Below are 22,781 nucleotides of genomic sequence, written 5' to 3'. Positions count from 1 at the left end.
GTTCCCCGCGCCCCTGACGGGGCGCACCCCCTGCGCTTGGGCAGTCTGCTCCCCCAAGCTCTTCGAGCAGGGGGTACCCCAGGGCGCAGGGTGGGCAAGCGCAGCACCCCACGCGGGGCACGCAGCCTTAGACCTCCATCCAATGGTGGCCGAAGGTGAAGCGGGCCGCCTCGACCTCGAGGCGTTGGTCGGCGTGGAGCACGCCGAGCGCGTAGGCGGTGGCCGGAGCGATACGCGGGGTCGCAGCGGCAGAGGCGGCGGCAGCAGCCGCGGCGGCGGCCTCTCGGTGCCGCTCCAGAGCGTCGCCCGCAGGGCGTAGCCGCGGATCGGGCTCGGCGGAGGGGCCCAGCACCTCCTGTGCGTAACGGTGCAGCCGCAGCAGCACCCGTACGTGGTCCCAGACCGCGTCCTGCCGGGCCTCGGTGGCCAGCGAGCGGGAGAGTCCGTCGGCGTTGTACGGGGCTCCGGCGCGGGAGAGGGGCAGCGCGGCGACGGCCTCGGTGAGCTGGCGGCGGGCCTGGTCGGCCAGCGGGGCCAGTACGGCTCCGGCGGGCTGGTCGGCACTCTCGCCGCCCGGGCGGAACGGGGCCTCGGAGGCGAGCAGCGCCACCGCGTCGGCGACCGCATGGAAGCGGGACGAGCCCAGCGCCTGGAGCGCGGCCGAATGAGCGCGCGTACGGGAGAGGGTGAGCTGGCGTTCCAGCAGCGCGCCTGCGCGGGCCGCGCCCACCGGCAGCGCCCCCCGCTCATGCGTTGCCGCGCCGCCCCGGCCGCCGCCACCGGTCGCCTGCCGTCCCACGCTGCTGGGCGGGGGCGCGGACGAGCCCGCAGCCCTGCCACCCGTCTCGACGCCCTCGCGGCCCGTTCCCCCGCCGCTCGCCAGCCGGTGCAGGGCGCCCAGCAGCCGCTCCAGCCGGGCCGCGTAGGCGTACTCGCGGGCCACCGCGCCCGCCAGCCAGCTCAGCTCGGTACGCAGGTTGTCGGCCCAGGCCGGGTCGAGCAGCGCGCGGTAGGTCACCAGCGCTCCGTTCAGCCGGCGTGCGGCCGAACGGAGGACGTCGACGGACGCCGCGGCCCGCGCGGGGTCCGCCGCACCGCCCCCGCCGGTCCCTCCTCCGCCGCCCGCGCCGCCCCCGGCACCCGTGCCCTGCGCATGAGCACGCAGCCCGCGCAAGAACTCCGCGGCGCGCTCGTGCAGATACCCGCCGAGCACCTCGGCGGCCGTACCCGTGGGCGCGCTCGTCGCCGTAGCCGTGGGCGGACTCGTCGCCGTACCCGTGGCCGGATCTGTCGCCGTGCCCCCTGCCGTACCCGTCCCGGCCGGCTGCGCGGGCTCCCGCGTGCCGTGCCCGGACCCGACGACCACGTCCCGGCTCCGTCCCATCGCGTTCACGTCCCCTTCCGCGCACCGCGCACGTTCCCCGCACCGCGCGCGCGTGCCGAACCGCACTCACGTCGCTGCATAGCCCTCAGCCCCCCAACAGCCACGCGGCCCTGCACGTCACGTCGTCGTCGGACCACGCTTGCGCCGCCGCCCCTCGATCAGCATTTCCTGCACGTTGGGCAGCCGCTGCCCGTTCTCGTCGTGCGCGTGCCGGGTCCACCCGCCGTCCGGGCCCAGGTGCCAGGACGCCGTGGTGTCCGACAAGCCGCTTTCCAGCAACCGGTTGAGGGAGGCGCGCTGCACGGGGTCGGTGACCCGCACCAGCGCCTCGATCCGCCGGTCGAGGTTGCGGTGCATCATGTCGGCGCTGCCGAGCCACACTTCCGGCTCGCCGCCGTTGCCGAAGCAGAAGACCCGCGAGTGCTCAAGGAACCGGCCCAGCACGCTGCGCACCTGGATGTTCTCGCTCAGCCCCGGCACCCCGGGCCGCAGCGCGCAGATTCCCCGCACCCACACCTGCACCGGCACCCCCGCCATGGAGGCGCGGTAGAGGGCGTCGCACACCGTCTCGTCCACGATCGAGTTGACCTTGATCCGGATGTACGCCTCGTGCCCGGCGCGGTGGTGGGTGATCTCCTTCTGGATACGGGAGACCAGCCCGTCCCGCAGCGAGCGCGGGGCGACCAGCAGCCGGCGGTAGGTCTCCCGCCGTGAGTACCCCGAGAGCCGGTTGAACAGGTCGGACAGGTCGGCGCCGACCTGCTGGTCGGCGGTCAGCAGCCCCAGGTCCTCGTACAGCCGGGCCGTCTTGGGGTGGTAGTTGCCGGTGCCCACATGCGCGTACCGGCGCAGCACCTCGCCCTCCTGGCGCACCACCAGCGACAGCTTGCAGTGCGTCTTCAGTCCGACCAGCCCGTAGACGACGTGGCAGCCCGCCTCCTCCAGCTTCCGCGCCCACTTGATGTTGGCCTGCTCGTCGAAGCGCGCCTTGATCTCGACCAGCACCAGCACCTGCTTGCCGGACTCGGCGGCGTCGATCAGCGCGTCCACGATCGGCGAGTCGCCCGAGGTGCGGTACAGCGTCTGCTTGATCGCCAGCACGTCCGGGTCGGCCGCCGCCTGCTCGAGGAACGCCTGCACGGAGGTGGAGAACGAGTCGTAGGGGTGGTGCAGCAGTACGTCGCGCTCGCGCAGCGCCGCGAAGATGTCCGGCGGCGAGGCGGACTCGACCTCCGCCAGGTCCCGGTGGGTGCCGGCCACGAACTTCGGGTACTTCAGCTCCGGCCGGTCCATGGCGGACGCGATGCCGGACAGCCCGGTCAGGTCGAGCGGGCCGGGCAGCGGATAGACCTCCGCCTCGCTCACCTTCAGCTCGCGGATCAGCAGATCGAGGACGTACGGGTCGATGGACTCCTCCACCTCCAGCCGTACGGGCGGACCGAACCGGCGCCGCATCAGCTCCTTCTCCAGGGCCTGGAGCAGGTTCTCCGCGTCGTCCTCCTCGACCTCCAGGTCCTCGTTCCGCGTCACCCGGAACATGTGGTGCGCCAGCACCTCCATGCCGGGGAACAGCTCCTCCAGGTGCGCCGCGATCACGTCCTCCAGCGGGACGTAGCGGTGCGGCGACGCCTCCAGGAAGCGCGGCAGCAGCGGCGGCACCTTGACCCGCGCGAAGTGGTTGTGCCCGCTGACGGGGTTGCGGACGACCACCGCCAGGTTGAGCGACAGCCCCGAGATGTACGGGAACGGGTGGGCCGGGTCGACCGCGAGCGGGGTGAGGACCGGGTAGATCTGCCGCCGGAAGAGGGTGAACAGCCGGGCCTGCTCCTTCTCGGTCAGCTCCGCCCAGCGGATCAGATGCAGCCCCTCGGCGGCCAGGGCCGGGGAGATGTCCCGCTGGTAGCAGGCGGCGTGCCGGCCCATGAGCTCCCGCGAACGGTTCCAGATCCCCTCCAGCACCTCCCGCGGCTTGAGCCCGGAGGCGCTGCGGGTCGCCACACCGGTCGCTATCCGGCGCTTGAGACCCGCGACGCGGACCATGAAGAACTCGTCCAGATTGCCCGCGAAGATCGCCAGGAAGTTGGCCCGTTCCAGGAGCGGCGTCTCGGGGTCCTCCGCGAGTTCGAGCACCCGCTCGTTGAACTCCAGCCAGCTGCGTTCGCGGTCCAGGAAGCGGTCCGGCGGCAGATCGGCTGCCGCCGGGTCGCCATCCGGGTGCTCCCGGTCCCCCTCGTACACATCGGCGTCGGAGTCGAGGTCCGGGTCCAGGCCCAGGTCGGGGCCCGCCCCGGGCACATTGCTGGAAACTTTGCCGGGGACATTGCCGTGGACATTTCCGGGCTGGCTCATACCGCCATTGTCCGTGCTGTGCGCTGCGAGGCTCTCTGCCAGGGAGGACCGGGCCATTCCGCGAGGCTCGCACGAAAGTTTGAATCAACGGTTACGCCGACATGGCATCGCGGGGTGCCGACGGTTGCGCGCCGGGGGCATGTGCCCGTTTCTCCTGGGGGCTCGCCCCCGGAACCCCCGGCCCCGCGGCGGCGGCCCGGCGACCGCCGTTCTGGTCGTACTACCAGCCCCGCGGCCCGCGCCTGCTGCACGGTGTCCGCGATGTCGCCGCCCTTCCCGGAGGGCGGCGGCTCACCACCATCCCAGACCGACCAGCCGGTCTGCTCGGCGCAGCAGCTCTGCGTTGGCAGCCTCGTATGTCGCCCGGTCCGCGGTCGCGTGCGGCATCACCACTACGTCCGACGCTGCCGCGCAGAGCCGATCGAACGTCGGCGCATGCTCGGCCTTGGCCTTCACTTCGCGGTAGTCCCGGGACGGAGCACGACGATGAGACGGCCACCCACCGCCAGCACAGCCTCGGCGAACAACGAATCCGAGCCCTTCGCGATGCACGAGACACCGACCAGGTCGTACGGCTCATAGTCGGCGAGCAGCTTGTCCAACGCATCCCGGACCAGCGGGACGGTCGCCTCCGTGAGATCCATGTGTCCTGTCACCGCGAGAGTGGCCATGGGTGCGCCCTTCACTTCAGAGCGTCAGCAGCATCGCGTCGTAGACGGGGGCGTCCGGAAAGGGCACGACCTCGCCGAGCCGCCGATACCCCCACTCCTCGTAGCGGGCTCGCACACGAGGGTGGTCATGCTCCACCAGCAGGGTCACCCGCTCCTCTGCTCGACCATCCAGCAGCGCATCGTGGATCTGCTTCGCGGCCCCACTGCCGCGGAGCGACTCGACGACCATCAGCTCCGAGAGGGCGAACGTCCGCGTTCCCGTCTCGGCGGTTGCACCGTCCGGCACCGGCGTGCGGAGTCCGGACCACCAGTTCGTGCCCGGTTGCAACACGCACCCGAACGCATAGCCCACCGGCTGATCGCGCTGGTACCCGACGGCCGCAGCGAAACCGGGCACCTCAGCGTTCCAGCCCAGCCGCTCGTCGAATCGGGCGACCGAGTGGAACTCCTCGGACAGCCGGTCCGCGTACACCTCGGAATACACCGCGAGGAGCTGCGGCCTGATCTCGTCCAGCCCCTCGGCCCCGCGACGCCGGATCTCCAGCCTGGCCACTACGACCTCAGCCGGGCACTCTGCACTCGGCCAGACATGTCTACCTCATTGCTCCTCGTCACCTGCCCTACGCGCGACGACAGCGTCCGTGTAGAGCTCGCACGTCAGGTCAGCGTCCGCAATACCGAGGCTTCCAAGGACGGCGCGGACGTCGACCAACGCCGCCTGCACGTCGGCCTCTTCGTCCACCAGAGTTTCCAGCTCGATGAACGTCCCATCGATCTCCGGGACCCGCACCAGCGTCGCCAGCATCTGTCGGCCACCAGCCTGAACCTCGTAGTTCCGGCACCGCTTCTCGAACGCAATGACTGGCTGGTACCCGAGGCCACGGAGCATTCGGTGCACCGCATCCGCGTCCTCCACGCGGGTCTCATGCTCCGGCTTCGAGCCAGAAGCCTCGTCGACCTTCGCCTCCTTGTAGGTCAGGAAGGAGCGCGTCTCCGTCTCACCGTGCACCGTCCGGACCCGCAGCTCGGCGTCCCGCGACTCCAGCTGTCCCTCGGCTGTGTCGTAGTAGGTGTCCCGGTACACCTCGGCGCGGCCGAGGGCGTATTCGTCCAGCCGCTGTTTCACGGCCTTCGGATCCCGCACTCGCGCCTTCAGCTCCGCTTCGATCACTGGTACCTCCCACTCGTCAGACCGTGCGTACACCCTCGCCCGCCATCGCCTCGAACATGCGGCGAAAGCCTCGGTACAGCGGCCCGTGGGGTGTTTCGACCACCTTGTATGTAGCCGATTCGTGGCCTTCCCAGCCCGCATCGAACGCTGAGACGAACACGATGGAGTCAACGCGGACCAAGCGCCATGTCGGCAGCAGGCGGTAGCGGTAGACATGCATGTCACACGAGGCGGAGAGTTCGCGCAGCCGAGCTTCGGTCAGGTGCACTCCGCCGGCAAGAGATTCGGCGGACTCGCCAATCTCGGCAGCACGCAGCGCCAGCGCGGGTGATTCGGGATCGAGCAGTAGCACGCGCACTCGTACGCGCTCCCCAGCTTCACGGACCAGTGAGGAGCGCAGCAACGAGTCGTTCAAACCGATGAGCCCCAGGCCACGCACGGCCAGAACGTCGAGTTCCTTAGCCGTGGCGGCCTGGCTGCGGATCTCTTCAGCGGCAGCAGCCTGAGCGGAATAGACCCGGATGACTTCCGGGAAGGGTGCCAGGTCGAAGGCGGGGCCACCGTTCCATGTGTCTCGGCCGGCAGCCAGACCCAGCAGATGGCGTGCGTCGTCCGGCATGGCGAGGCCGTCGGCGACGCGTTCGTAGACATCGAGCCGGATAACTTCCCGGCGACCGTTGATGATCTCGTTGACGCGGGCCTGGGTCATACCCGTAGCGGTGGCGATTCTCGACTGGCTGGTGCCTCCGTACTGTTGGACGTATCGGAACACGGCGCCAACGTCGCGAGCCCGCAATGCCTGCCGCACCTCCGCACGTTGCCAGGCCCATTCAGGAAGTTCCACAGGTACAAGTGCGGACATCAGGCCCCCGTTTCATGACGGGATGGGAAGTCATCTCACCGTGAGATAACCGTCACGGTATCGAGTGCGTACGTTCCGTCACAACATGCTGTGCGTGTGAAGCCGACGAGAATGCCGCACCTCCTGAGCTTGCTCCCCGTGACGATTCGCTTCTCCCGCAACTCCCGCCGCTCTTGGACGAGATGGCGCACCATCCGCGCCCGCACGCTCGCCGTCACCTCGGCCTGTCGGCCCTGCCGATACCTCCGCTCCCGTCAGGGACGTGGCATTCGTGAAGCGTGACCCTGCTGTGGCTGCCGTACGCGCGGTTGTCGAAGAAGAAGGTGTGCCGTGCCCGCACTGCTGCCAACTGCCGACCGTCGTGATCAGCACGGAGCCGTCGCCGGGCGAGGACTGCCCCGACTGGGTCACCGTGCGGGGCACATGTGCCTGTCCTTCAACGCAATGAGAGAGAACCGAATGCATCACGGACACTGCACATGGCACCAGGGCCCTGCGGACGACGTTGCACTGATCGTCGTCCATGAACAGGGATCGGGCCCGGGTGGCGGGGAATACGCCTGCCTGCCGTGCGCCGCACGCCTCCCGTTGACCCACTACGGCCAGGCCGCATTCGAGGCCATCGCCTCGCTCAAGGAACGCGCCGCCTCCGGCAAGGACGGAACTGGCCCTGCATGAGTGGCACCGCCGCTCCGTGCGGCTTATGCGAGCAGGTACGCGACATGATCGCCCTCGCGCAGAACCGGGGAGAGACCGAGATCGCAACGGTGCTGAGCAATGTGCTGGTCAAGCACCGGCAGGACAAGCATGCCGCGCCACACCACCTCACCCTCGTCCGGGGCGAACAAGCTCCGAAGGAGCAACAGGACGATCGTTCGCTGGGTCCGTACCCGCGCCCGCGCCCCACGTGGGGGTCACCCGTGAGGAGCCGGCAAAAGGACACCTGACCCCCGCCCCCGGGCGGGCCGTCGCGCACGGCTTCCACTCCAACGCGTGACGGTCGCGGCCCCGGAGGCGGGTCCCCGAGAAATCCAGCAGAAGGAGGAGCACCATGCATGCGCTGATCCTGGCCGCCGATCCCGAGGACGAGGAGCCTACCCATCCGGCTGACGACCCTGACTGCGGCAGCGTCCAGGGCTGTGGCGGCGACCGGTAACAACTCGTCACGCGTGGCGCCCCGTTCGCGGAGCGGGGCGCCACGCCTGCCAGGAAGGAACGCCGGACGGTGCACTGGCACGCGTACGCCTACACCGGAGGACAGTGGCCCAAGGACAGCGAGGCCCGGAGCCTCCAGGCAGCCGTTCCCCCGAACACGATCAGCCACTGGTTCCGCAAACCGCAGCAGATGCGGGCGGGGACCTTCACCGATCCGGGCGAGGCGTGGGCCTGGCTGGAGAGGGAAGTGCGCGCTGCGCCGCCCCGCGACGTCGAGGGGAAGCTGGAGCATCTGCGGGGTTGTATCGAGCGGGGTGCCGATGCGTACGCCGGTTACTACGCGCAGGGGCAGCTGGTGGTCCGGTGCGCGCTGGTGTGCCCGCGCGACGGAGAGCGGTGCCCTGATCCGCCGCGGTGAGGGCCGGAGCCCTCACGTTTCCGTGCGGTACATCAGGTCCGTCTCATGGGTGCGGAAGCCGAGTCCCTCGTAGACGCGCAGGGCGGCGGGGTTGTCGGCGTCGACGTAGAGCATGGCGGTGGGGAGGCCGCGCTCGTGGGAGAGGTAGCGGAGGCCGATGGTGGTGAGGGCCTTGCCCAGGCCGCTGCCCTGGGCTTCGGGGCTGACGCCGAGGACGTAGACCTCGCCCAGTTCCTCCGCCGAGTGGACCTTCGTCCAGTGGAAGCCGACCAGCCGCCCCTCCCGTTCGGCGAGGAAGAAGCCGACCGGGTCGAACCAGGGCTCGGCCTTGCGGTCCTCGAGATCACGCTGGGTGAGATTGCCCTGCTCGGGGTGGTGGGCGAAGGCGGCGGCGTTGAGGGCCAGCCACGCCGCGTCGTCCTCCCCAGGACGGAAGCTGCGAATCGTCACCCCCTCAGGCAGTGACGGATCGAGCAGGTCCAACCCGGCCAGCGGGCGCCGCAGCTGCCGCAGCTCGCGGAAGAGGGTCATGCCCAGGCTCTGGGCCAGATGCCGGGCCGCGGGATGGCCGCCGTGCGCCCAGACCCGCAGCCGCCGCCCGGACTGCTCCAGCAGTACCTGGCCGAGCCGCCGGCCGAAGCCGTTGCCGCGGCGCGTGGGTGCGACGACGAGCTCCCCGGCAGGGGCCTCCACCGGGTCGGTGTCCTCCAGTTGCGCGTAACCGGCCAGAACCCCGTCGCCGTCGCGCAGCAGCAGGTGGCGTACGCCCGGGCGCGGGCCGCCGCGCAGTTGGAGTCTGCCCTGCTCGGAGACGGCGGCCTGACCGTCCTCCCGCGCGGCGGCGTCGATCAGCGCCTGGACCTCTCGTACGCCCTCCGCGGACACCTCGTCCACAACATCCACGTCACTCATGGGAACGACCCTACGGCCGAACGCGGGCGAGCGGACCGGTGCCTGCCTGCCGAAAGCGGTCAGCCGGGCGGTTCGGCAGGCGGTGGCGTGGGTGCGCCGGGCAGCCGCAGTACCGCCTCGGTCCCCGGGCCGCCGTCCGCGGGCCGCTGGAGCCGGACTTCGCCGCCGCTCTGCCGCACGGTGCGGGCGACGATCGACAGCCCGAGCCCCGAGCCGGGCAGGCTCCGCGCGGAGGGGGAGCGCCAGAAGCGGTCGAAGACGTGCGGGAGTTCGTCGGCGGGAACGCCCGGCCCCTCGTCGCGTACCGTCAGCTCGCCGTCCCGCAGCACGGTGTGCACGGTGCCGCTTTCGGGGCTGAACTTGATCGCGTTGTCCAGCAGATTGACCACCGACCGCTCCAGCGCCGCGGACTCGGCCCGTACGTACCAGGGGGCGAGGTCCGTGGTCAGGGTCAGCCGCGGCCCGCGCGGACGCACCCGTTCCACGGCGCGCTCGACGATCTCGTGCAACCCGACGACGCCCGTCCGGGAGGGAGCGCCCGGCTCTTCCGGGTCACCCGCGCCCTCCGGCATCGCCTGCGGGCGCGACAGCTCCTGGAGGTCGCCGATCAGCTCGGCCAGCTCGGCCATCTGTGCCTGCACCGACGACAGCAGCTCCCTGCGGTCCTCCTCGGGCAGCGCCCGCCCGGTCTCCTCGCTGCGCACCAGCAGATCGATGTTGGTACGGAGCGAGGTCAGCGGGGTGCGCAGTTCGTGGCCCGCGTCGGCGATCAGCTGCTGCTGGAGCTCGCGCGAGGAGGCCAGCGCCTCGGTCATGGCGTTGAAGGAGCGGGACAGCCGGGCGATCTCGTCGTGGCCGTCCGTCGGGATGCGTACGGCCAGGTCCTCGGTGCGGGCAATGTGCTCGACGGCCTCGGTGAGCCGGTCCACGGGCCGCAGCCCGGCGCGGGCCAGCGCTACACCGGCGCCCGCGGCCCCCAGCACACCGGCCCCGCCGACCAGGGTGAGGATCAGCGCGAGGTTGCGCAGCGACTCCTGGATCTCGGCCATCGGCCGGGCCACCGACACCGCGAGCCCGGTGCCCGCCACCGGCGTGGTGCGCACCCGGTACTCGGTGCCGTTGGAGGCGCGCGCCGTGTGCAGGGACTCACCGCGCCGCTGCCCGGCCACCCGTACGTCGGAGTCGGTCACATCCAGCTTTCTGCCGACGATCACGCAGCTGCCGCCGGAGGTGTCCACCACCTGCACGGTGGCGCCGAAGGGGTTGGGCGCGGGCTGGTCGGGCGGGGCGCACTGGCCGGACTGCACCCGGTCGACGACGGTACTGGGCGAGACGGAGTTGTCCCGCAGCGAGTCGTCCAGCGAGCCGAGCAGCTGTGCGCGTACGAGGAACCAGCAGGCCACCGCGCACGCGGCGACCGCCAGCGCCACCGTCGCCGCGGCCAGCAGCGCGAGGCGCCCGCGCAGCGGCATGGAGACGGCCCGGGCACCCTGCCGGCGCAGCCGGAACAGCGCACTGCGGGCCCTGCGGGCACCCTCGGCACTGCGGGTATCGCCGACGCCGCCGACGCCGTCGGGGGACTCGGCGCCGCCGGCGGAGTCGGCACTGCCGGGAGAGTCGGCACTGCCGGGAGAGCTCACGTGTCGTCCCGCAGGACATAGCCCACGCCGCGCACCGTGTGCACCAGGCGCGGTTCGCCGCCCGCCTCGGTCTTGCGGCGCAGATACATCACATACACATCCAGCGAGTTGGACGACGGCTCGAAGTCGAAGCCCCAGACGGCCTTGAGGATCTGCTCCCGGGTGAGCACCTGCCGCGGGTGGGCGAGGAACATCTCCAGCAGCGTGTACTCGGTGCGCGTCAGCTCCACCGGGCGCTCGCCCCGGGTGACCTCGCGCGTCCGCAGATCCATCCGCAGATCGGCGAACGACAGCGTCTCGGGCTCCGCAGCCGCCTCGGCCTGCGCCTGGGCACGCGCGTACGAACTGCGCCGCAGCAGCGCCCGGACGCGGGCGAGGAGTTCATCCAGTTCGAAGGGTTTGACGAGGTAGTCGTCGGCGCCCGCGTCCAGCCCGGTGACGCGGTCGCCGACGGTGTCGCGCGCGGTCAGCATCAGGATGGGCACCCGCACTCCGGTGGCCCGCAGCCGCCGCGCGGCGGTCAGTCCGTCCATACGGGGCATCAGCACATCGAGGACGACCAGGTCGGGCCGGTGCTCGGCCACCTTCTCCAGGGCCTCGGCGCCGTCGGCGGCCAGCTGCGTCTCGTACCCCTCGAAGCTCAGGCTGCGACGCAGCGCGTCCCGGACGGCGGGCTCGTCGTCGACGACGAGGATGGTCTGCTTCTCGGACGCCGGGCCCGACGGGGAGGAGGCGGTGATCTCGGAGGGCATGGCTACCAGCTTGGCACCGTCCTGAACGGCGTGCGGGTCATGCACCGCCGTGCCGCCGTGCGGGTCACGCACCGCCGTCCCGCAACGAGCCCAGGTCCTGCTTCACGTCGTTGACCGGGATGGCGAAGCCCAGCCCGACACTGCCCGCGCTCGCCTGGGACGCCTGCCCGTCGCCCGAACCGGCCGAGAAGATGGCCGAGTTGATCCCGATGACCTGCCCGGACATATTGAACAGCGGGCCACCGGAGTTGCCCGGGTTGAGAGAGGCGTCGGTCTGTATGGCCTTGTAGGTGGTGGTCTCCCCCTGGACACCGCCGTTGTACTGGCCGCCGCCGTACTCGAACGGCAAGCCGCCGTCGCCGTCGCTCTGGCCGCCCTGCAGCTCGTTGTGGTCGCCGTCCTCCTTGGGGACCTTCACCTCGCGGTTCTTGGCGGAGACGATGCCGCTGGTCACGGTCCCGGACAGGCCCTCGGGCGAGCCGATGGCGACGACCTGGTCGCCGACGCCCACCGCGTCGGAGTCGCCCAGCGTGGCGGGCTGGAGATCGTTCTGCCCGTTCACCTTGAGAAGTGCCAGGTCCTTGTCGGCGTCGGTGCCCACGACCTGGGCCTGCGCGGTCTTGCCGCTGCTGAAGGTGACCTTCACGGTGTCGGCGCCGGAGACGACGTGGTTGTTGGTGACGATCTGGCCGTCCTTGGTGATGACGACGCCGGAGCCAGTCGCCTGCTCCGAACCGCTGGTCGCCTTGATCTCCACCACGCTGTCCTGGACGCTTTCCACCACCTGGGACACATTGCCCTTGGCGGTCGCGTTGGTGCCGGAGGCGGTGAGCACCGACCCGCTCGACCCGCCGTCGCCGCCGAGCAGCTGCTCCATGCTGTAAGCGGTGCCTCCGCCGATCACTGCCGCGGCCACGGCCACGGTGGTGAGCAGTGCGGCGGGCCGCCGCATCCGGCGCCGCGGCGGGCGCCCGGACGCTACGGGAAACCTCGCGTACGGCGGCTCGGCCGGCGGCGGCGGTACGGCGCCGAAGGACGTGGTGTTCTGCGGGGTGTGCGGGTGCTCCCGCTCGAAGCTTTCCATGCCACTGAGAGTGCTCCGGCAAAATGAGAGCTCCCTGAAGGCGTCCTGAGAAACCTCCGAGTTATGCCGGATCCGAGCTGTGCCGGATCCGCGTCACGCCGGATCGCACCCGCAGGAGCGCCGGATGACCAGGCCGGAGGGGAACTGCCGCACCCTGCCCTTGCTGCCGGGAACGCCGCCGTTGCGCGTACCGGGAATCCGCAGCGAGTCGTCCAGCACCAGGTCCACGGCCGCCTTCGCCATCGCCTCGCGGTCCGAACCGACGGTGGTCAGCGGGGGATCGGTCAGCCCCGCCTCCTTCACATCGTCGAAGCCCGCCACCGCCAGCTCGCCGGGTACGTCGATGTCCAGCTCGCGCGCGGCCCGCAGCACCCCGATGGCCTGGTCGTCGGTGGCGCAGAACAGCGCCGTGGGCCGGTCGGGACGGCGCAGCAGGTCCAGCGCGATCCGGTAGGTGTCGTACCGGTTGTACGGGGCCTGGAAGAGCCGGCCCTCGACGGACTTGCCCGCCTCCTTCATCGCCCGGGCCCAGCCCTCTATGTGGTCGGTGACGGGGTCGCCCTGCTCCGGAGTGGACTCCATCCCGCCGAGGCAGGCGACGTAGTCGTGCCCGTGCTCCAGCAGATGCCGGGTCGCCAGCTGGGCGCCGCCGACGTCGTCGAGAACGACGGCGACGTCGTCGATGGCCTCGGGCCGCCGGTGCATCAGTACGACGCGAGCGTCCCACGCGTCGATCTCCGCCGCCGCGTGCTCGCTGGGGCCGGCGCTGATCAGAATGAGGCCGGAGACGCGCATCCCGAGAAACGCGCGCAGATAGTGCACCTCACGCGCGTCCAGATAGTCCGAGTTGCCGACCAGGACCATCTTTCCGCTCTCGGCCGCCGCGCGTTCGACGGCGTGCGCCATCTCCGCGAAGAACGGTTGGCGGGCGTCCGGGACGACCAGCCCTATGAGGTCCGTACGCCGCGACGCCATGGCCTGGGCCACGCGGTCGGGGCGGTACCCCAGCTCCTTGATGGCGGCGAGCACCCGCTCGCGCGTCGCCGGGGCGACCGGTCGGGGACCGTTGTTGATCACATAGCTGACAACGGCTGTCGAGGTCCCCGCCACCCTCGCCACGTCGTCCCGCGTCACCTTGGCCACGCCGAGAGTCTACGCGGGATGAGCCTCTTTTCCGCCGCCCCATTTCCCGCCCCGCACCTCTTCTCCACGGCGCACTCATTCCCGCCGCGCACATCCTCGCGGGCACGGGGCTGCACCCCGAAGGGGCGGGACGAACTGCGCCCCAAGGGGCGGGAGGCTGTGTTCATGTGCGGCTCCGCCGCGTGGGCGCGCCCAGCCACAGCTCACCCGCACCCCGCAAGCAACGGGCAGGGGCACCCCCTACCGGCACAAAGGTGCTGGAAACGGCCTAGTCGCCGCCCCTCCCGGAAGCCGCGGCCTCCCTCGCAACACGCTCCGCCTCATCCGCGACGGATTCCGCGGAGCTCTCGCTCTTCTCGGCCTTCTCGGGAGAGACAAAGCGGTAGCCGACGTTGCGCACGGTGCCGATCAGCGCCTCGTGCTCGGGGCCCAGCTTGGCCCGCAGGCGCCGTACGTGGACATCCACGGTGCGGGTGCCGCCGAAGTAGTCGTAGCCCCACACCTCCTGGAGCAGCTGGGCGCGGGTGAACACCCGGCCGGGGTGCTGCGCGAGAAACTTCAGCAGCTCGAACTCCTTGAAGGTCAGGTCCAGGACCCGCCCCTTCAGCTTCGCGCTGTAGGTCGCCTCGTCGACCGACAGATCACCGTTGCGGATCTCCATCGGGCTGTCGTCGGCGGCGATCTGCTGGCGACCGGTGGCCAGCCGCAGCCGGGCCTCCACCTCGGCGGGCCCCGCGGTCTCCAGCAGGACGTCGTCCACGCCCCACTCCGCCGTGACGGCGGCGAGCCCGCCCTCCGTCACGATCAGCATCAGCGGACAGCCGGGCCCGGTGGAGCGCAGCAGCTGGCACAGCGACCGCACCTGCGGAAGGTCGCGGCGGCCGTCGACGAGGATCACGTCGGCGGACGGCGCGTCCACCAGCGCGGGCCCCTCCGCCGGGGCGACGCGCACGTTGTGCAGGAGCAGCCCCAGCGCCGGCAGCACTTCGGAGGAGGGCTGGAGTGCGTTGGTGAGGAGAAGCAGTGAACTCATGCGGTGACACCCTCCCTCGCAGAGAGGACCCACGTGGCACGTGGTTGGTGCGCTTTCGAACGGCCTCGGTTCCGGTCTCGGTTCTGCACGGTTCGCTTGCCCATGACGTCGAGTTCCCTCCTGGCGCCCTGCGCCGGGGGCGCCACCCGGGCTGGCGCCCGGGGGAATATGGCGGCACTGCTTCGTACGGCACTGCCCGAGGACCTGGCCACGGCCTGTCCACCGGCCCGGCCCCCAGAAAGCACAAAAGGACCCGGGGGCGACGCTGCCCGGATCCTGCTTGCCTTGCAGAATACCCGCATGAGAGACCGAGTGGCATGTGACGTCGCTCGCGATCACCAGCAGAGCGTTACGGAGAGTATCCCTATGGGCGCGGTTCGCGCGGACTTGCGGACGGCGGACGGGGTGCGGATCGAGGCCCGGTACGAGCCGTACGCGGGCCGGGGCGCGGGCCCGGGGGCGGGCGAGCAGGGCGCCGGTGCGGAAGAGGCCCCTGGCGCGATCGTGCTGGCGCACGGCTTCACCGGCGCCCTGGACCGGCCTGCGCTGCGCCGCGCTGCCACCGCGTTCACCGCGTACGCGGCCGTCGTGACCTTCTCGTTCCGGGGGCACGGCCGCTCGGGCGGGCGCTCGACGGTGGGCGACCGGGAGGTGCTGGACCTGGCTGCGGCCGTGACGTGGGCGCGTTCGTTCGGGCACCGCCGGGTGACGACCGTCGGCTTCTCGATGGGCGGCTCGGTGGTCCTGCGGCACGGGGCGCTGCACCGCACGGAGCACGGAACCGGTCACGCTGTGTCAACCCTCGATTCGGTGATGCACAGGGGGCGCACGGTCGCGCGCACGGCAGACAGGGGCGGCACACAGGGCGTGGAGGAGTCACAAGGCGGTGCGTACGCCGACGCCGTGGTCGCCGTCAGCGCACCCGCCCGCTGGTACTACCGGGGCACGGCCCCCATGCGGCGGCTGCACTGGGCGATCCAGCATCCGGTCGGCCGGCTCGTGTCGCGCTACGGACTCCGTACCCGGGTCCACCACCGGGACTGGGACCCGGTTCCCCTCTCGCCGGTCGCCGCGGCACCGTTGATCGCTCCGGTGCCGTTGCTGGTCGTCCACGGCGACCAGGACCCGTACTTCCCCGTCGACCACCCCCTCGCGCTCGCCGAGGCGGCGGATCCGGAAACGTGCGAGCTGTGGCTGGTGCCCGGTTTCGGACACGCGGAGAACTCCGCCGACCCCGCACTGCTGGACCGGATCGGCGACTGGGCGGCCACCCGGCTACAAGCACCCGCTGCGAGGCCGCATCATGGGAGCCGCGACAACAGGACGCGATAGAGGGCACGGACGGCTGAGAGGGACCCCACCATGGCCAGCGGCACGATCCGCTACTGGGCGGCGGCGAAGGCCGCGGCAGGCACCGCCGAGGAGCCGTACGACGCCGGCACCCTGGCGGGCGCGCTGCAGCGCGCCCGCGAGACACACGCCGAGCAGCCCGAGTTCGCCCGCGTACTGCTGCGCTGCTCCTTCCTGGTCGACGGCGACCCGGTCGGCACCCGTGCCCACGAGACCGTCCGGCTCAGCGAGGGCGGCACCGTCGAGGTCCTCCCCCCGTTCGCCGGGGGCGCCCGATGAACGACGGCCGGTACGAGGACCCCTACCGCGGCGCGTACGACGAGTACGGCCGCCCCCTCCCGCACGCCGAGGTCCAGCCGCTGCCTCCGCACCACCCGTCGTACGAGGGCTCCTACGAGAACTCTTATGAGAGCGCGTACGACGTGACGTACGAAGTGACCCGGGCCGACGCACCCCCGTACTCCCAGGCTCCGCAGCACTGGCGGGGGGCCGCCTGGGACAGCACCGGAGCGCTGCCCCCGGGGACTCCGCACGCACACCAGCCCCTCCCCGCACCCTCCGGCCGACCCTTGCCCGGAGCACCCGGCCCCCTCCCCCCGGAAGACCACTCCGAGCCACAGCCGATGCCCCAGCCCCAGCCGCACCCGTACGCACAGCCACAACCCCAGCCGCAGCCGCAGTCGTACGCCCAGCCACAGCCGCATCCCCAACCACAGCCACATCCCCAACCACAGCCTCAGCCGTACGGCACCGCAGCACCACCCCCACAGGCCCCACAGGCCGCACCGGCCCCACAGCCCGCCCAGCCCCCGCAGGCTGCCGCCCCGTCCCCCGCGCCGGGTACGCGGCCGCGCACCGGGTCGCCGATCATCGCGCCGGGTTTCCAGCCCGCGGCCGTCACCACGGTGCTGGCGGCGCTGCTCGCGGGGACCGCGCCGTTGGGGCACGGCGCGCTCACCGGCGCCCTCGTACTGCTGCAGGCGCTGACGGCGGCCGGCTGGTACCGGCTGAACGGGATGTGGCCGGCCCGGCAGGGCATCGCCCTCGCGTTCATGGCGGGGCTGACGGCCGACGCCGGGCTGCTGCTGACCGACGGCAAGGACGCGCCGACGGTGCTGCTCGGCGCGGCCGGCGTCTGGTGCGTCCTCTCCCTCGTGCTGCAGTTGCGCAACAACTCCAGTCCCGACGAACGCCTCTACGCGCTCAGCGCGGGCTTCGCCGCCACCGGCCTGACGGTGCTGGCCGCCGGGCTGCTCCCCACCGATCCCAAGGCCGTGACGGTGGGAGCCACCGCCGTCGCGCTGGGCACCCTGGCGCGTGCCGTGCCGCTTCCCGCGCCGCTCTCGGTCCTGCTCGCGCTCGCCGCCGCCGCGGGGGCCGGGGCAGCGACGGGACAGCTGGGCGGCGTGGATCCGGTCCCGGCCGCGCTGCTCGGCCTGGGGGCCGGCGTGTGTGCGCTGCTGGGTCTGCGGGTGGCCAGTTACGACTGGCCCTCCCGGTTCGTCCATATGACGGCGGGAGTCGCCCTCCCCCTCACCCTGGCCACCCCGGCTCTCTATCTGCTGGGCCGTACTCTGATGTAACAACGCCCCACCAACCGCAACCGCCCCAGGAGTGCCTGGCAGCCTGCGGGTTACGCTCGCAGCTAGCCAGCCGACTCGTGGTCAGCCGACTCTGGGGGGATACGGACGCGATGCGCGCACTACGCATAGGGCTTGTGATCCTGGTGGTACTCGCCGGGCTCTTCGTGGCGGCCGACCGCATCGCGGTGAACCTCGCCGAGGACGAGGTGGCCAAGAAGCTGAAGAGCCAGCTGGGATCGACCTCGTCCGGCGATCCGTCCGTCTCCATCGAGGGCTTCCCCTTCCTGACCCAGATCGCCGGCAAGGACCTGGACAAGGTGACCGTCGAGGTGGAGGGCGTCACCGCCACCGCGAGCGACCGCCAGGTGCGGCTGAGCAAGGTCAATATGACGGCCGAGGACGTCAAGCTGTCGGACAACTACGGCTCGGCCGTCGCGGACCGGGCCACCGGCACGGTCCACCTCTCCTACGCCGATCTGTCCAAGGCCGCGGACGACGGCGTGCGGGTCGGCTACGGCGGCAAGAGCACCTCCGGCAAGGACCAGGTGAAGGTCACCGCCAGCGTCGCCCTCCCGCTGGTGGGCCGCGCCGTCGAGCGCAGCGTCTACAGCACCGTCAGCGTCTCGGGCGGCGACACGGTGCGGCTGCACGCCGACAAGGTGCCCGGCTCCAAGGTGCCCGGCGTCGAGGAGGCGATCCGTAAGAAGATCGACTTCGAGCGCGAGATCGACAGCCTCCCCGACGGCCTGAAGCTGGAGAAGGTCGAGGCCACCAAGGATGGCGTGGACGTCTCCATGGCGGGCACCGGCGTCAACCTGGCCGGCTGAGGCGTGCCCGGCGCGGGCTTCCTGGGGAGAGGCTGCCCCTGGCTGTCCGTCGCAGACTGCGGGCGCGTCGTGGCCGCTCGCGCAGTTCCCCGCGCCCCTTAGGGGCGCAACTCATTCCGCGAAGCTTGGGCAGTCTGCTCCCCCAAGCTCTTCGAGCAGGGGGTACCCCCAGGGCGCAGGGTGGGCAAGCGCAGCCACCCGTGCCGGGCACGAGATCTTCGGTCCGGCATCCGAGACAGCCAGGTCCACGCGGCTCCGCCCGCCGCGCCCCGTTCTGCCCGGCGGCGCTTCCGCCGCCCTCACCCGGAGCGATCACTCTCACATTGCGGACGGGTGCGTCTCAAATGGTGGATCAGCGGTGACACAGCCCCGCTCTCGTCCTTACGATCGAGCGCATGAAGCGACAGGCGGACCTCACGAAGCGCCGGGCAGTGGACCTGTGTCGCATCGCCGCCATGCTCTGTCGCGGCTCCCGCTGACCGCCGACCGTCCGCGCGTCCGCTGACGCCGCCGGTGTCCGGCGCATCCGCGCCCCGGAACACCCGGCGCACCACAGCGCGTACGTGCCGCAGAGCAGTTTCCCGCGTACGTCTCCCCGCGCACGGCCGCACTCCGCTGTGCGCCCGACCCGTATCGGCGCCCCGCCGGCGCCACCGCGTACGCGTACCCCTGTTCGCCCTCCGCCGCATCCACCCACCTCACGAGGAGAGACAGCATGAGCCGCAGCGACGTTCTGGTCGACGCCGACTGGGTCGAGGCCCGCATCGACGACCCGAAGGTAGTGATCGTCGAGGTCGACGAGGACACCTCGGCCTACGACAAGAACCACATCAAGAGCGCGATCCGCATCGACTGGAAGCAGGACCTCCAGGACCCGGTACGCCGCGACTTCGTGGACCAGGAGGGCTTCGAGAAGCTCCTGTCCGCCAAGGGCATCGCCAACGACGACACGGTCGTGCTCTACGGCGGCAACAACAACTGGTTCGCCTCGTACGCCTACTGGTACTTCAAGCTCTACGGCCACCAGGACGTCAAGCTCCTGGACGGCGGCCGCAAGAAGTGGGAGCTGGACTCCCGTGACCTGGTCGCCGAGGTCCCCGAGCGTCCGGCCACCGACTACAAGGCCAAGCCGCAGGACACCTCCATCCGCGCCTTCCGCGACGAGGTCGTCGACGCCATCGGCGCCAAGAACCTGGTGGACGTCCGCTCCCCCGACGAGTTCAGCGGCAAGCTGCTGGCCCCCGCGCACCTGCCCCAGGAGCAGTCGCAGCGCCCCGGCCACGTGCCCAGCGCGCGCAACATCCCCTGGTCGAAGTCGGCCAACGACGACGGCACCTTCAAGTCCGACGACGAGCTCAAGGAGCTCTACGAGACCGAGGGCGTCGACCTGGGCAAGGACACCATCGCCTACTGCCGCATCGGTGAGCGCTCCGCGCACACCTGGTTCGTGCTGCACGAGCTGCTGGGCCAGCAGAACGTCAAGAACTACGACGGCTCCTGGACCGAGTACGGCTCCCTCGTCGGCGTGCCCGTCGAGCTGGGCTCCAACTGACGCCCTCGCGGCATTCCCCGAAAGGACGGAACACCCCCATGTGCGGAGCACAGGCAGGCGGCCCGGACGCCTCCACCATCAAGCCCGGCGAGACCACCATCCAGGGCAACGTGACCCGTGACGGCGAGCCCGTCACCGGCTACGTGCGGCTGCTGGACTCGACCGGCGAGTTCACCGCGGAGGTCCCGACCTCCGCCACCGGCCAGTTCCGCTTCTACGCGGCGGAGGGCACCTGGACGGTCCGCGCCCTGGTGCCCGGCGGCACCGCGGACCGCACCGTGGTCGCCCAGAACGGCGGCCTGGCCGAGGTCACCATCGCGGTCTGACCCTTCCTTCCGGGGGCTCCGCCCCTGGGCCCCGGCGCAGGGGACCAGGGGCGGAGCCCCCATATGCTGGGTGTATGGCACCCCGTAGCAAGCTCGTCATCAAGGTCACCGCGGGCGCGGACGCACCCGAAAGGTGTTCGCAGGCGTTCACGGTCGCCTCCGTCGCGGCGGCCAGCGGCACCGAGGTCAGCCTGTGGCTGACCGGCGAATCCGCTTGGTTCGCCCTCCCGGGCCGCGCCGCGGAGTTCGAGCTGCCGCACGCGGCGCCGCTGCCCGATCTGATGGCCGCGGTCCAGGCGACCGGCCGGATCACCCTGTGCACCCAGTGCGCGGCCCGCAGGGGGATCGAGGAGAAGGACGTCATCGAAGGGGTCCGTATCGCGGGCGCCCAGCTCTTCGTGAGCGAGATCATGCCCGAGGGCGTCCAGGCCCTCGTCTACTGAGAGTCCTCCGAGGGGCACCGAAGGGCCGCCGAGCGGCCCCTCAGCGCGGGGGCCGTACCCTCCGGAGGCCGCTCCCGGCCGCGGCGATTAGACTCGGCCGGGTCACCGAATACCGCGCAAGGAGAGCCACCCCGTGCTTGAGGCATTCTTCACCGCCCTGATGGTCCTGGTCTGCGTCGGCACCGTGGCCTTCGCCGGGCTGACCTTCAAGAAGCTCTACCAGGGCCAGCGCTGACCGCTCGCCGCCCCGCCACTCCTAGGGATCGACCAGCTCCATGATCGAGATTCCGTCCGACCTCCACCCGGACCTCGTGCCCCTCGCCTTCCTCCTCGGCAACTGGACCGGGGCGGGAGTGGCGGAGTTCGAGGGACAGGACAAGTGCAACTTCGGGCAGGAAGTCACCTTCACCCATGACGGCCGTGACTTCCTGGAGTACGTCTCGCACTCCTGGGAGCTGGACGCGGAGGGCAGGAAGGTCCGCCCGCTGGAGACCGAAACGGGCTACTGGCGGATCGACAAGGACCGCAAGGTCGAGGTCGTCATGATCCGCGACCAGGGCATCGCGGAGGTCTGGTACGGCGAGCTGGCCGAGAAGAAGCCGCAGATCGACCTGGCGACCGACGCGGTAGCCCGTACCGCTGCCGCGGGCGAGTACAGCGGCGGCAAGCGGCTGTACGGATATGTGAACGGCGATCTGATGTGGGTCGGCGAGAAGTCCACACCCCAGGTGCCGCTACGGCCCTACATGTCGGCGCACTTGAAGAAGGTCGTCGACCCCAAGGAGTGGGCCAAGGACGTCGTGGATCTTCCCGACGACGGAATCGCCTTTTTCCGCTGACCTTTTCCCAGGGCGCAGATGCCCGCCTTCCCAGGGCAGTTGTCGGCCGACAGCTGCCCTTTCTTCTTGAACAACCGTCCTCCGTCAGCCGAACTGACAGGTCATCGGACGTCTCGACGGTGTCACGATTGTGAAAGCTATGAAATAGCGCGTTGTTCGTGCGCTGTAAGGGAACTCTCTTTTGACGCCGGAGACACTGCAAATCTCCAGGTCACAGCGGTTGCGTGCACTCACTGTGTCTCATCGATCACTCTTTGTGGATAGGCTAATGCGTACCCCCGAGTGATAAGAATGGCGTTAATCCATTCACCGGCACGAGCGCCGGCGAGGCCCTGTCGCGCGTTCCCGCGCCCGCTCGCCGCTGCACTCGGCTGCCCTAACGGGGTAAAGGCTCTTTCTGTGAATCGTTCTCGCATCACTTCCGCAGCAGCCACCGTCGCGCTGGTCGGCGGACTGGCGGTCACTCAGTTCGCCACCGCCGGCAGCGCGTTCGCGGCCGGCGGCGCCGACCTCAACTCGGGCGCCGCGACCGGCTTCATGTACAACAAGAGCACCGGCGAGGTCCGGGGCGGCTTCGGCATCAACCTGGGCAGCTACGGCCCCGACGCCACCAAGGCCACCCTCACCGTGACCGCGGTCAAGAACATCCACTTCGACACCAAGAAGAAGCCGACGTTCGACGAGGACGCCGCGAACGACAAGCACAACTTCACCGTCAAGTCCGTCACGGAGAAGCAGGTCGTCATGACGGTCGACCTGGCCGGGAACGGCGACGAGCTCGAGAAGGTCGACGTCCCGGGCTACATCTCCGGCAAGAAGCAGACGCTGCGCACCAGCATCAAGGGCGACACGACCGACCCGGACCCGAGCAACAACACCAAGACCATGAACTACTCGGTCGACGCTCCGGACTGGGACCCGGACAAGCCCACCCAGAAGCCGACCGAGAAGCCCACCGAGAAGCCGGCTCCGAAGCCGACCGAGAAGCCCTCGGACAAGCCCACCAGCAAGCCGTCGAAGCCCAGCGACGACGCCTCGGACGCCAACACCCCGGCGCCCGCAGGTGATTCCGACAAGGGCGACAGCGGCAAGGGCGGCGACCTCGCCGAGACCGGTGGCAACTCCAACACCCCGATGCTCGTCGGCGGTGCGGGTGCCCTCGTCGTGATCGGCGGCGCGGCCCTCTTCCTGGCCAAGCGCAAGAAGGCCGGCCAGAGCTGATCGCCGACTCCTTCCGGTAGTGCGGGTGCCGGGGTCAAGGGGGAGACCGGAACCACGCCGCTGTTG

The 22,781-nt window shown here is 70.7% G+C and carries 23 protein-coding genes and 1 pseudogene; 12 read left to right on the top strand and 12 right to left on the bottom strand.

Translation table 11 applies throughout. The annotated features are described in order from the left end of the window. Nucleotides 1-127: 127 nt before the first annotated feature. From ACTWQF_RS26455 to ACTWQF_RS26430, 6 genes and pseudogenes are all read right to left on the bottom strand, one after another. On the bottom strand, nt 128-1,384 hold the full coding sequence (locus tag ACTWQF_RS26455; protein ID WP_443282200.1) for a CHAD domain-containing protein: 1,257 nt from the start codon (nt 1,382-1,384) through the stop codon (nt 128-130). 117 nt (nt 1,385-1,501) lie between these two features. Next, the gene (locus tag ACTWQF_RS26450; protein WP_443282199.1) at nt 1,502-3,733 is read right to left on the bottom strand and encodes an RNA degradosome polyphosphate kinase; all 2,232 of its coding nucleotides are present in this window, start codon (nt 3,731-3,733) and stop codon (nt 1,502-1,504) included. Nucleotides 3,734-3,924: 191 nt separating this feature from the next. Beyond that, a pseudogene (locus tag ACTWQF_RS26445) lies at nt 3,925-4,404 on the bottom strand (hypothetical protein); the annotation flags it as partial. A gap of 16 nt (nt 4,405-4,420) precedes the next feature. Next, a complete protein-coding gene (locus tag ACTWQF_RS26440) occupies nt 4,421-4,957 on the bottom strand; it encodes a GNAT family N-acetyltransferase (RefSeq protein ID WP_443282198.1) in 537 nt (178 codons plus the stop codon). Nucleotides 4,958-5,002: 45 nt separating this feature from the next. Continuing rightward, on the bottom strand, nt 5,003-5,575 hold the full coding sequence (gene cyaB / locus ACTWQF_RS26435) for a class IV adenylate cyclase (RefSeq protein ID WP_443282197.1): 573 nt from the start codon (nt 5,573-5,575) through the stop codon (nt 5,003-5,005). A 16-nt stretch (nt 5,576-5,591) separates the two neighbouring features. Beyond that, nucleotides 5,592-6,437 carry a helix-turn-helix domain-containing protein gene (locus ACTWQF_RS26430; RefSeq protein WP_443282196.1) on the bottom strand — a complete coding sequence of 282 codons (846 nt, stop codon included), beginning with the start codon at nt 6,435-6,437 and terminating at the stop codon, nt 5,592-5,594. A gap of 459 nt (nt 6,438-6,896) precedes the next feature. Between ACTWQF_RS26430 and ACTWQF_RS26425 the strand changes: the two genes are divergently transcribed. The 3 genes from ACTWQF_RS26425 to ACTWQF_RS26415 all read left to right on the top strand — a co-directional run bounded on the left by ACTWQF_RS26425 (nt 6,897) and on the right by ACTWQF_RS26415 (nt 8,010). After that, nucleotides 6,897-7,115 carry a hypothetical protein gene (locus tag ACTWQF_RS26425; protein ID WP_443282195.1) on the top strand — a complete coding sequence of 73 codons (219 nt, stop codon included), beginning with the start codon at nt 6,897-6,899 and terminating at the stop codon, nt 7,113-7,115. Between the two features lie 44 nt (nt 7,116-7,159). Then, the gene (locus ACTWQF_RS26420; protein ID WP_443282194.1) at nt 7,160-7,384 is read left to right on the top strand and encodes a hypothetical protein; all 225 of its coding nucleotides are present in this window, start codon (nt 7,160-7,162) and stop codon (nt 7,382-7,384) included. 278 nt (nt 7,385-7,662) lie between these two features. Continuing rightward, the gene (locus ACTWQF_RS26415; RefSeq protein ID WP_443282193.1) at nt 7,663-8,010 is read left to right on the top strand and encodes a hypothetical protein; all 348 of its coding nucleotides are present in this window, start codon (nt 7,663-7,665) and stop codon (nt 8,008-8,010) included. A gap of 12 nt (nt 8,011-8,022) precedes the next feature. Here ACTWQF_RS26415 and mshD read toward each other — a convergent pair whose 3' ends face one another. The 6 genes from mshD to ACTWQF_RS26385 form a co-directional block, all read right to left on the bottom strand. After that, the gene (mshD, locus tag ACTWQF_RS26410; RefSeq protein WP_443282192.1) at nt 8,023-8,922 is read right to left on the bottom strand and encodes a mycothiol synthase; all 900 of its coding nucleotides are present in this window, start codon (nt 8,920-8,922) and stop codon (nt 8,023-8,025) included. A 59-nt stretch (nt 8,923-8,981) separates the two neighbouring features. Then, nucleotides 8,982-10,394, bottom strand: coding sequence for a HAMP domain-containing sensor histidine kinase (locus ACTWQF_RS26405; RefSeq protein WP_443282300.1), 1,413 nt, complete (start codon nt 10,392-10,394; stop codon nt 8,982-8,984). A 164-nt stretch (nt 10,395-10,558) separates the two neighbouring features. Beyond that, on the bottom strand, nt 10,559-11,314 hold the full coding sequence (locus ACTWQF_RS26400) for a response regulator transcription factor (RefSeq protein WP_443282191.1): 756 nt from the start codon (nt 11,312-11,314) through the stop codon (nt 10,559-10,561). 64 nt (nt 11,315-11,378) lie between these two features. Further along, nucleotides 11,379-12,398 carry a S1C family serine protease gene (locus ACTWQF_RS26395; RefSeq protein ID WP_443282190.1) on the bottom strand — a complete coding sequence of 340 codons (1,020 nt, stop codon included), beginning with the start codon at nt 12,396-12,398 and terminating at the stop codon, nt 11,379-11,381. A 93-nt stretch (nt 12,399-12,491) separates the two neighbouring features. Further along, nucleotides 12,492-13,541, bottom strand: coding sequence for a LacI family DNA-binding transcriptional regulator (locus ACTWQF_RS26390; protein ID WP_443246306.1), 1,050 nt, complete (start codon nt 13,539-13,541; stop codon nt 12,492-12,494). A gap of 268 nt (nt 13,542-13,809) precedes the next feature. Beyond that, on the bottom strand, nt 13,810-14,574 hold the full coding sequence (locus ACTWQF_RS26385; RefSeq protein ID WP_443282189.1) for a winged helix-turn-helix transcriptional regulator: 765 nt from the start codon (nt 14,572-14,574) through the stop codon (nt 13,810-13,812). A 366-nt stretch (nt 14,575-14,940) separates the two neighbouring features. On the opposite strand from ACTWQF_RS26385, the gene ACTWQF_RS26380 reads away from it, so the two are divergent. The 9 genes from ACTWQF_RS26380 to ACTWQF_RS26340 all read left to right on the top strand — a co-directional run bounded on the left by ACTWQF_RS26380 (nt 14,941) and on the right by ACTWQF_RS26340 (nt 22,715). Continuing rightward, the gene (locus ACTWQF_RS26380; RefSeq protein ID WP_443282188.1) at nt 14,941-15,906 is read left to right on the top strand and encodes an alpha/beta hydrolase; all 966 of its coding nucleotides are present in this window, start codon (nt 14,941-14,943) and stop codon (nt 15,904-15,906) included. A gap of 30 nt (nt 15,907-15,936) precedes the next feature. Next, nucleotides 15,937-16,203 carry a MoaD/ThiS family protein gene (locus ACTWQF_RS26375; RefSeq protein ID WP_443246303.1) on the top strand — a complete coding sequence of 89 codons (267 nt, stop codon included), beginning with the start codon at nt 15,937-15,939 and terminating at the stop codon, nt 16,201-16,203. Further along, nucleotides 16,200-17,507, top strand: coding sequence for a hypothetical protein (locus ACTWQF_RS26370; protein ID WP_443282187.1), 1,308 nt, complete (start codon nt 16,200-16,202; stop codon nt 17,505-17,507). The genes ACTWQF_RS26375 and ACTWQF_RS26370 overlap by 4 nt, the downstream gene beginning before the upstream one ends. Nucleotides 17,508-17,617: 110 nt before the next feature. Next, entirely contained in the window at nt 17,618-18,334 is a 717-nt protein-coding gene (locus ACTWQF_RS26365) for an LmeA family phospholipid-binding protein (RefSeq protein WP_443282186.1), read from the top strand. Nucleotides 18,335-19,049: 715 nt separating this feature from the next. Beyond that, a complete protein-coding gene (locus ACTWQF_RS26360; RefSeq protein ID WP_443282185.1) occupies nt 19,050-19,886 on the top strand; it encodes a sulfurtransferase in 837 nt (278 codons plus the stop codon). A gap of 38 nt (nt 19,887-19,924) precedes the next feature. Further along, nucleotides 19,925-20,212, top strand: coding sequence for a DUF1416 domain-containing protein (locus tag ACTWQF_RS26355; RefSeq protein WP_443246299.1), 288 nt, complete (start codon nt 19,925-19,927; stop codon nt 20,210-20,212). Nucleotides 20,213-20,286: 74 nt separating this feature from the next. Next, nucleotides 20,287-20,655, top strand: coding sequence for a DsrE family protein (locus tag ACTWQF_RS26350; RefSeq protein ID WP_443282184.1), 369 nt, complete (start codon nt 20,287-20,289; stop codon nt 20,653-20,655). Nucleotides 20,656-20,930: 275 nt separating this feature from the next. Beyond that, nucleotides 20,931-21,494 (top strand): FABP family protein, encoded by a 564-nt coding sequence (locus ACTWQF_RS26345; RefSeq protein ID WP_443282183.1) that lies wholly within the window; start codon nt 20,931-20,933, stop codon nt 21,492-21,494. 399 nt (nt 21,495-21,893) lie between these two features. Continuing rightward, on the top strand, nt 21,894-22,715 hold the full coding sequence (locus tag ACTWQF_RS26340) for an LAETG motif-containing sortase-dependent surface protein (RefSeq protein ID WP_443282182.1): 822 nt from the start codon (nt 21,894-21,896) through the stop codon (nt 22,713-22,715). Nucleotides 22,716-22,781 lie beyond the last annotated feature (66 nt).

Origin of the sequence: Streptomyces sp. 8N114, from assembly GCF_052245835.1 — a bacterium.
Taxonomy (GTDB): Bacteria; Actinomycetota; Actinomycetes; order Streptomycetales; family Streptomycetaceae; genus Streptomyces.
This window is presented reverse-complemented; position numbering and strand designations above follow the sequence as displayed.

Excerpts from the sequence above, each read along its gene's own strand:
- ACTWQF_RS26430 (WP_443282196.1), bottom strand. The coding sequence starts at position 6,437 with ATGTCCGCACTTGTACCTGTGGAACTTCCTGAATGGGCCTGGCAACGT.
- ACTWQF_RS26350 (WP_443282184.1), top strand. The coding sequence starts at position 20,287 with ATGGCACCCCGTAGCAAGCTCGTCATCAAGGTCACCGCGGGCGCGGAC.
- ACTWQF_RS26360 (WP_443282185.1), top strand. The coding sequence starts at position 19,050 with ATGAGCCGCAGCGACGTTCTGGTCGACGCCGACTGGGTCGAGGCCCGC.
- ACTWQF_RS26365 (WP_443282186.1), top strand. The coding sequence starts at position 17,618 with ATGCGCGCACTACGCATAGGGCTTGTGATCCTGGTGGTACTCGCCGGG.
- ACTWQF_RS26395 (WP_443282190.1), bottom strand. The coding sequence starts at position 12,398 with ATGGAAAGCTTCGAGCGGGAGCACCCGCACACCCCGCAGAACACCACG.
- ACTWQF_RS26385 (WP_443282189.1), bottom strand. The coding sequence starts at position 14,574 with ATGAGTTCACTGCTTCTCCTCACCAACGCACTCCAGCCCTCCTCCGAA.
- ACTWQF_RS26425 (WP_443282195.1), top strand. The coding sequence starts at position 6,897 with ATGCATCACGGACACTGCACATGGCACCAGGGCCCTGCGGACGACGTT.
- ACTWQF_RS26345 (WP_443282183.1), top strand. The coding sequence starts at position 20,931 with ATGATCGAGATTCCGTCCGACCTCCACCCGGACCTCGTGCCCCTCGCC.
- ACTWQF_RS26375 (WP_443246303.1), top strand. The coding sequence starts at position 15,937 with ATGGCCAGCGGCACGATCCGCTACTGGGCGGCGGCGAAGGCCGCGGCA.
- ACTWQF_RS26370 (WP_443282187.1), top strand. The coding sequence starts at position 16,200 with ATGAACGACGGCCGGTACGAGGACCCCTACCGCGGCGCGTACGACGAG.
- ACTWQF_RS26400 (WP_443282191.1), bottom strand. The coding sequence starts at position 11,314 with ATGCCCTCCGAGATCACCGCCTCCTCCCCGTCGGGCCCGGCGTCCGAG.
- ACTWQF_RS26455 (WP_443282200.1), bottom strand. The coding sequence starts at position 1,384 with ATGGGACGGAGCCGGGACGTGGTCGTCGGGTCCGGGCACGGCACGCGG.
- ACTWQF_RS26405 (WP_443282300.1), bottom strand. The coding sequence starts at position 10,394 with ATGCCGCTGCGCGGGCGCCTCGCGCTGCTGGCCGCGGCGACGGTGGCG.
- ACTWQF_RS26380 (WP_443282188.1), top strand. The coding sequence starts at position 14,941 with ATGGGCGCGGTTCGCGCGGACTTGCGGACGGCGGACGGGGTGCGGATC.
- mshD (WP_443282192.1), bottom strand. The coding sequence starts at position 8,922 with ATGAGTGACGTGGATGTTGTGGACGAGGTGTCCGCGGAGGGCGTACGA.
- ACTWQF_RS26420 (WP_443282194.1), top strand. The coding sequence starts at position 7,160 with ATGATCGCCCTCGCGCAGAACCGGGGAGAGACCGAGATCGCAACGGTG.
- ACTWQF_RS26450 (WP_443282199.1), bottom strand. The coding sequence starts at position 3,733 with ATGAGCCAGCCCGGAAATGTCCACGGCAATGTCCCCGGCAAAGTTTCC.
- ACTWQF_RS26355 (WP_443246299.1), top strand. The coding sequence starts at position 19,925 with ATGTGCGGAGCACAGGCAGGCGGCCCGGACGCCTCCACCATCAAGCCC.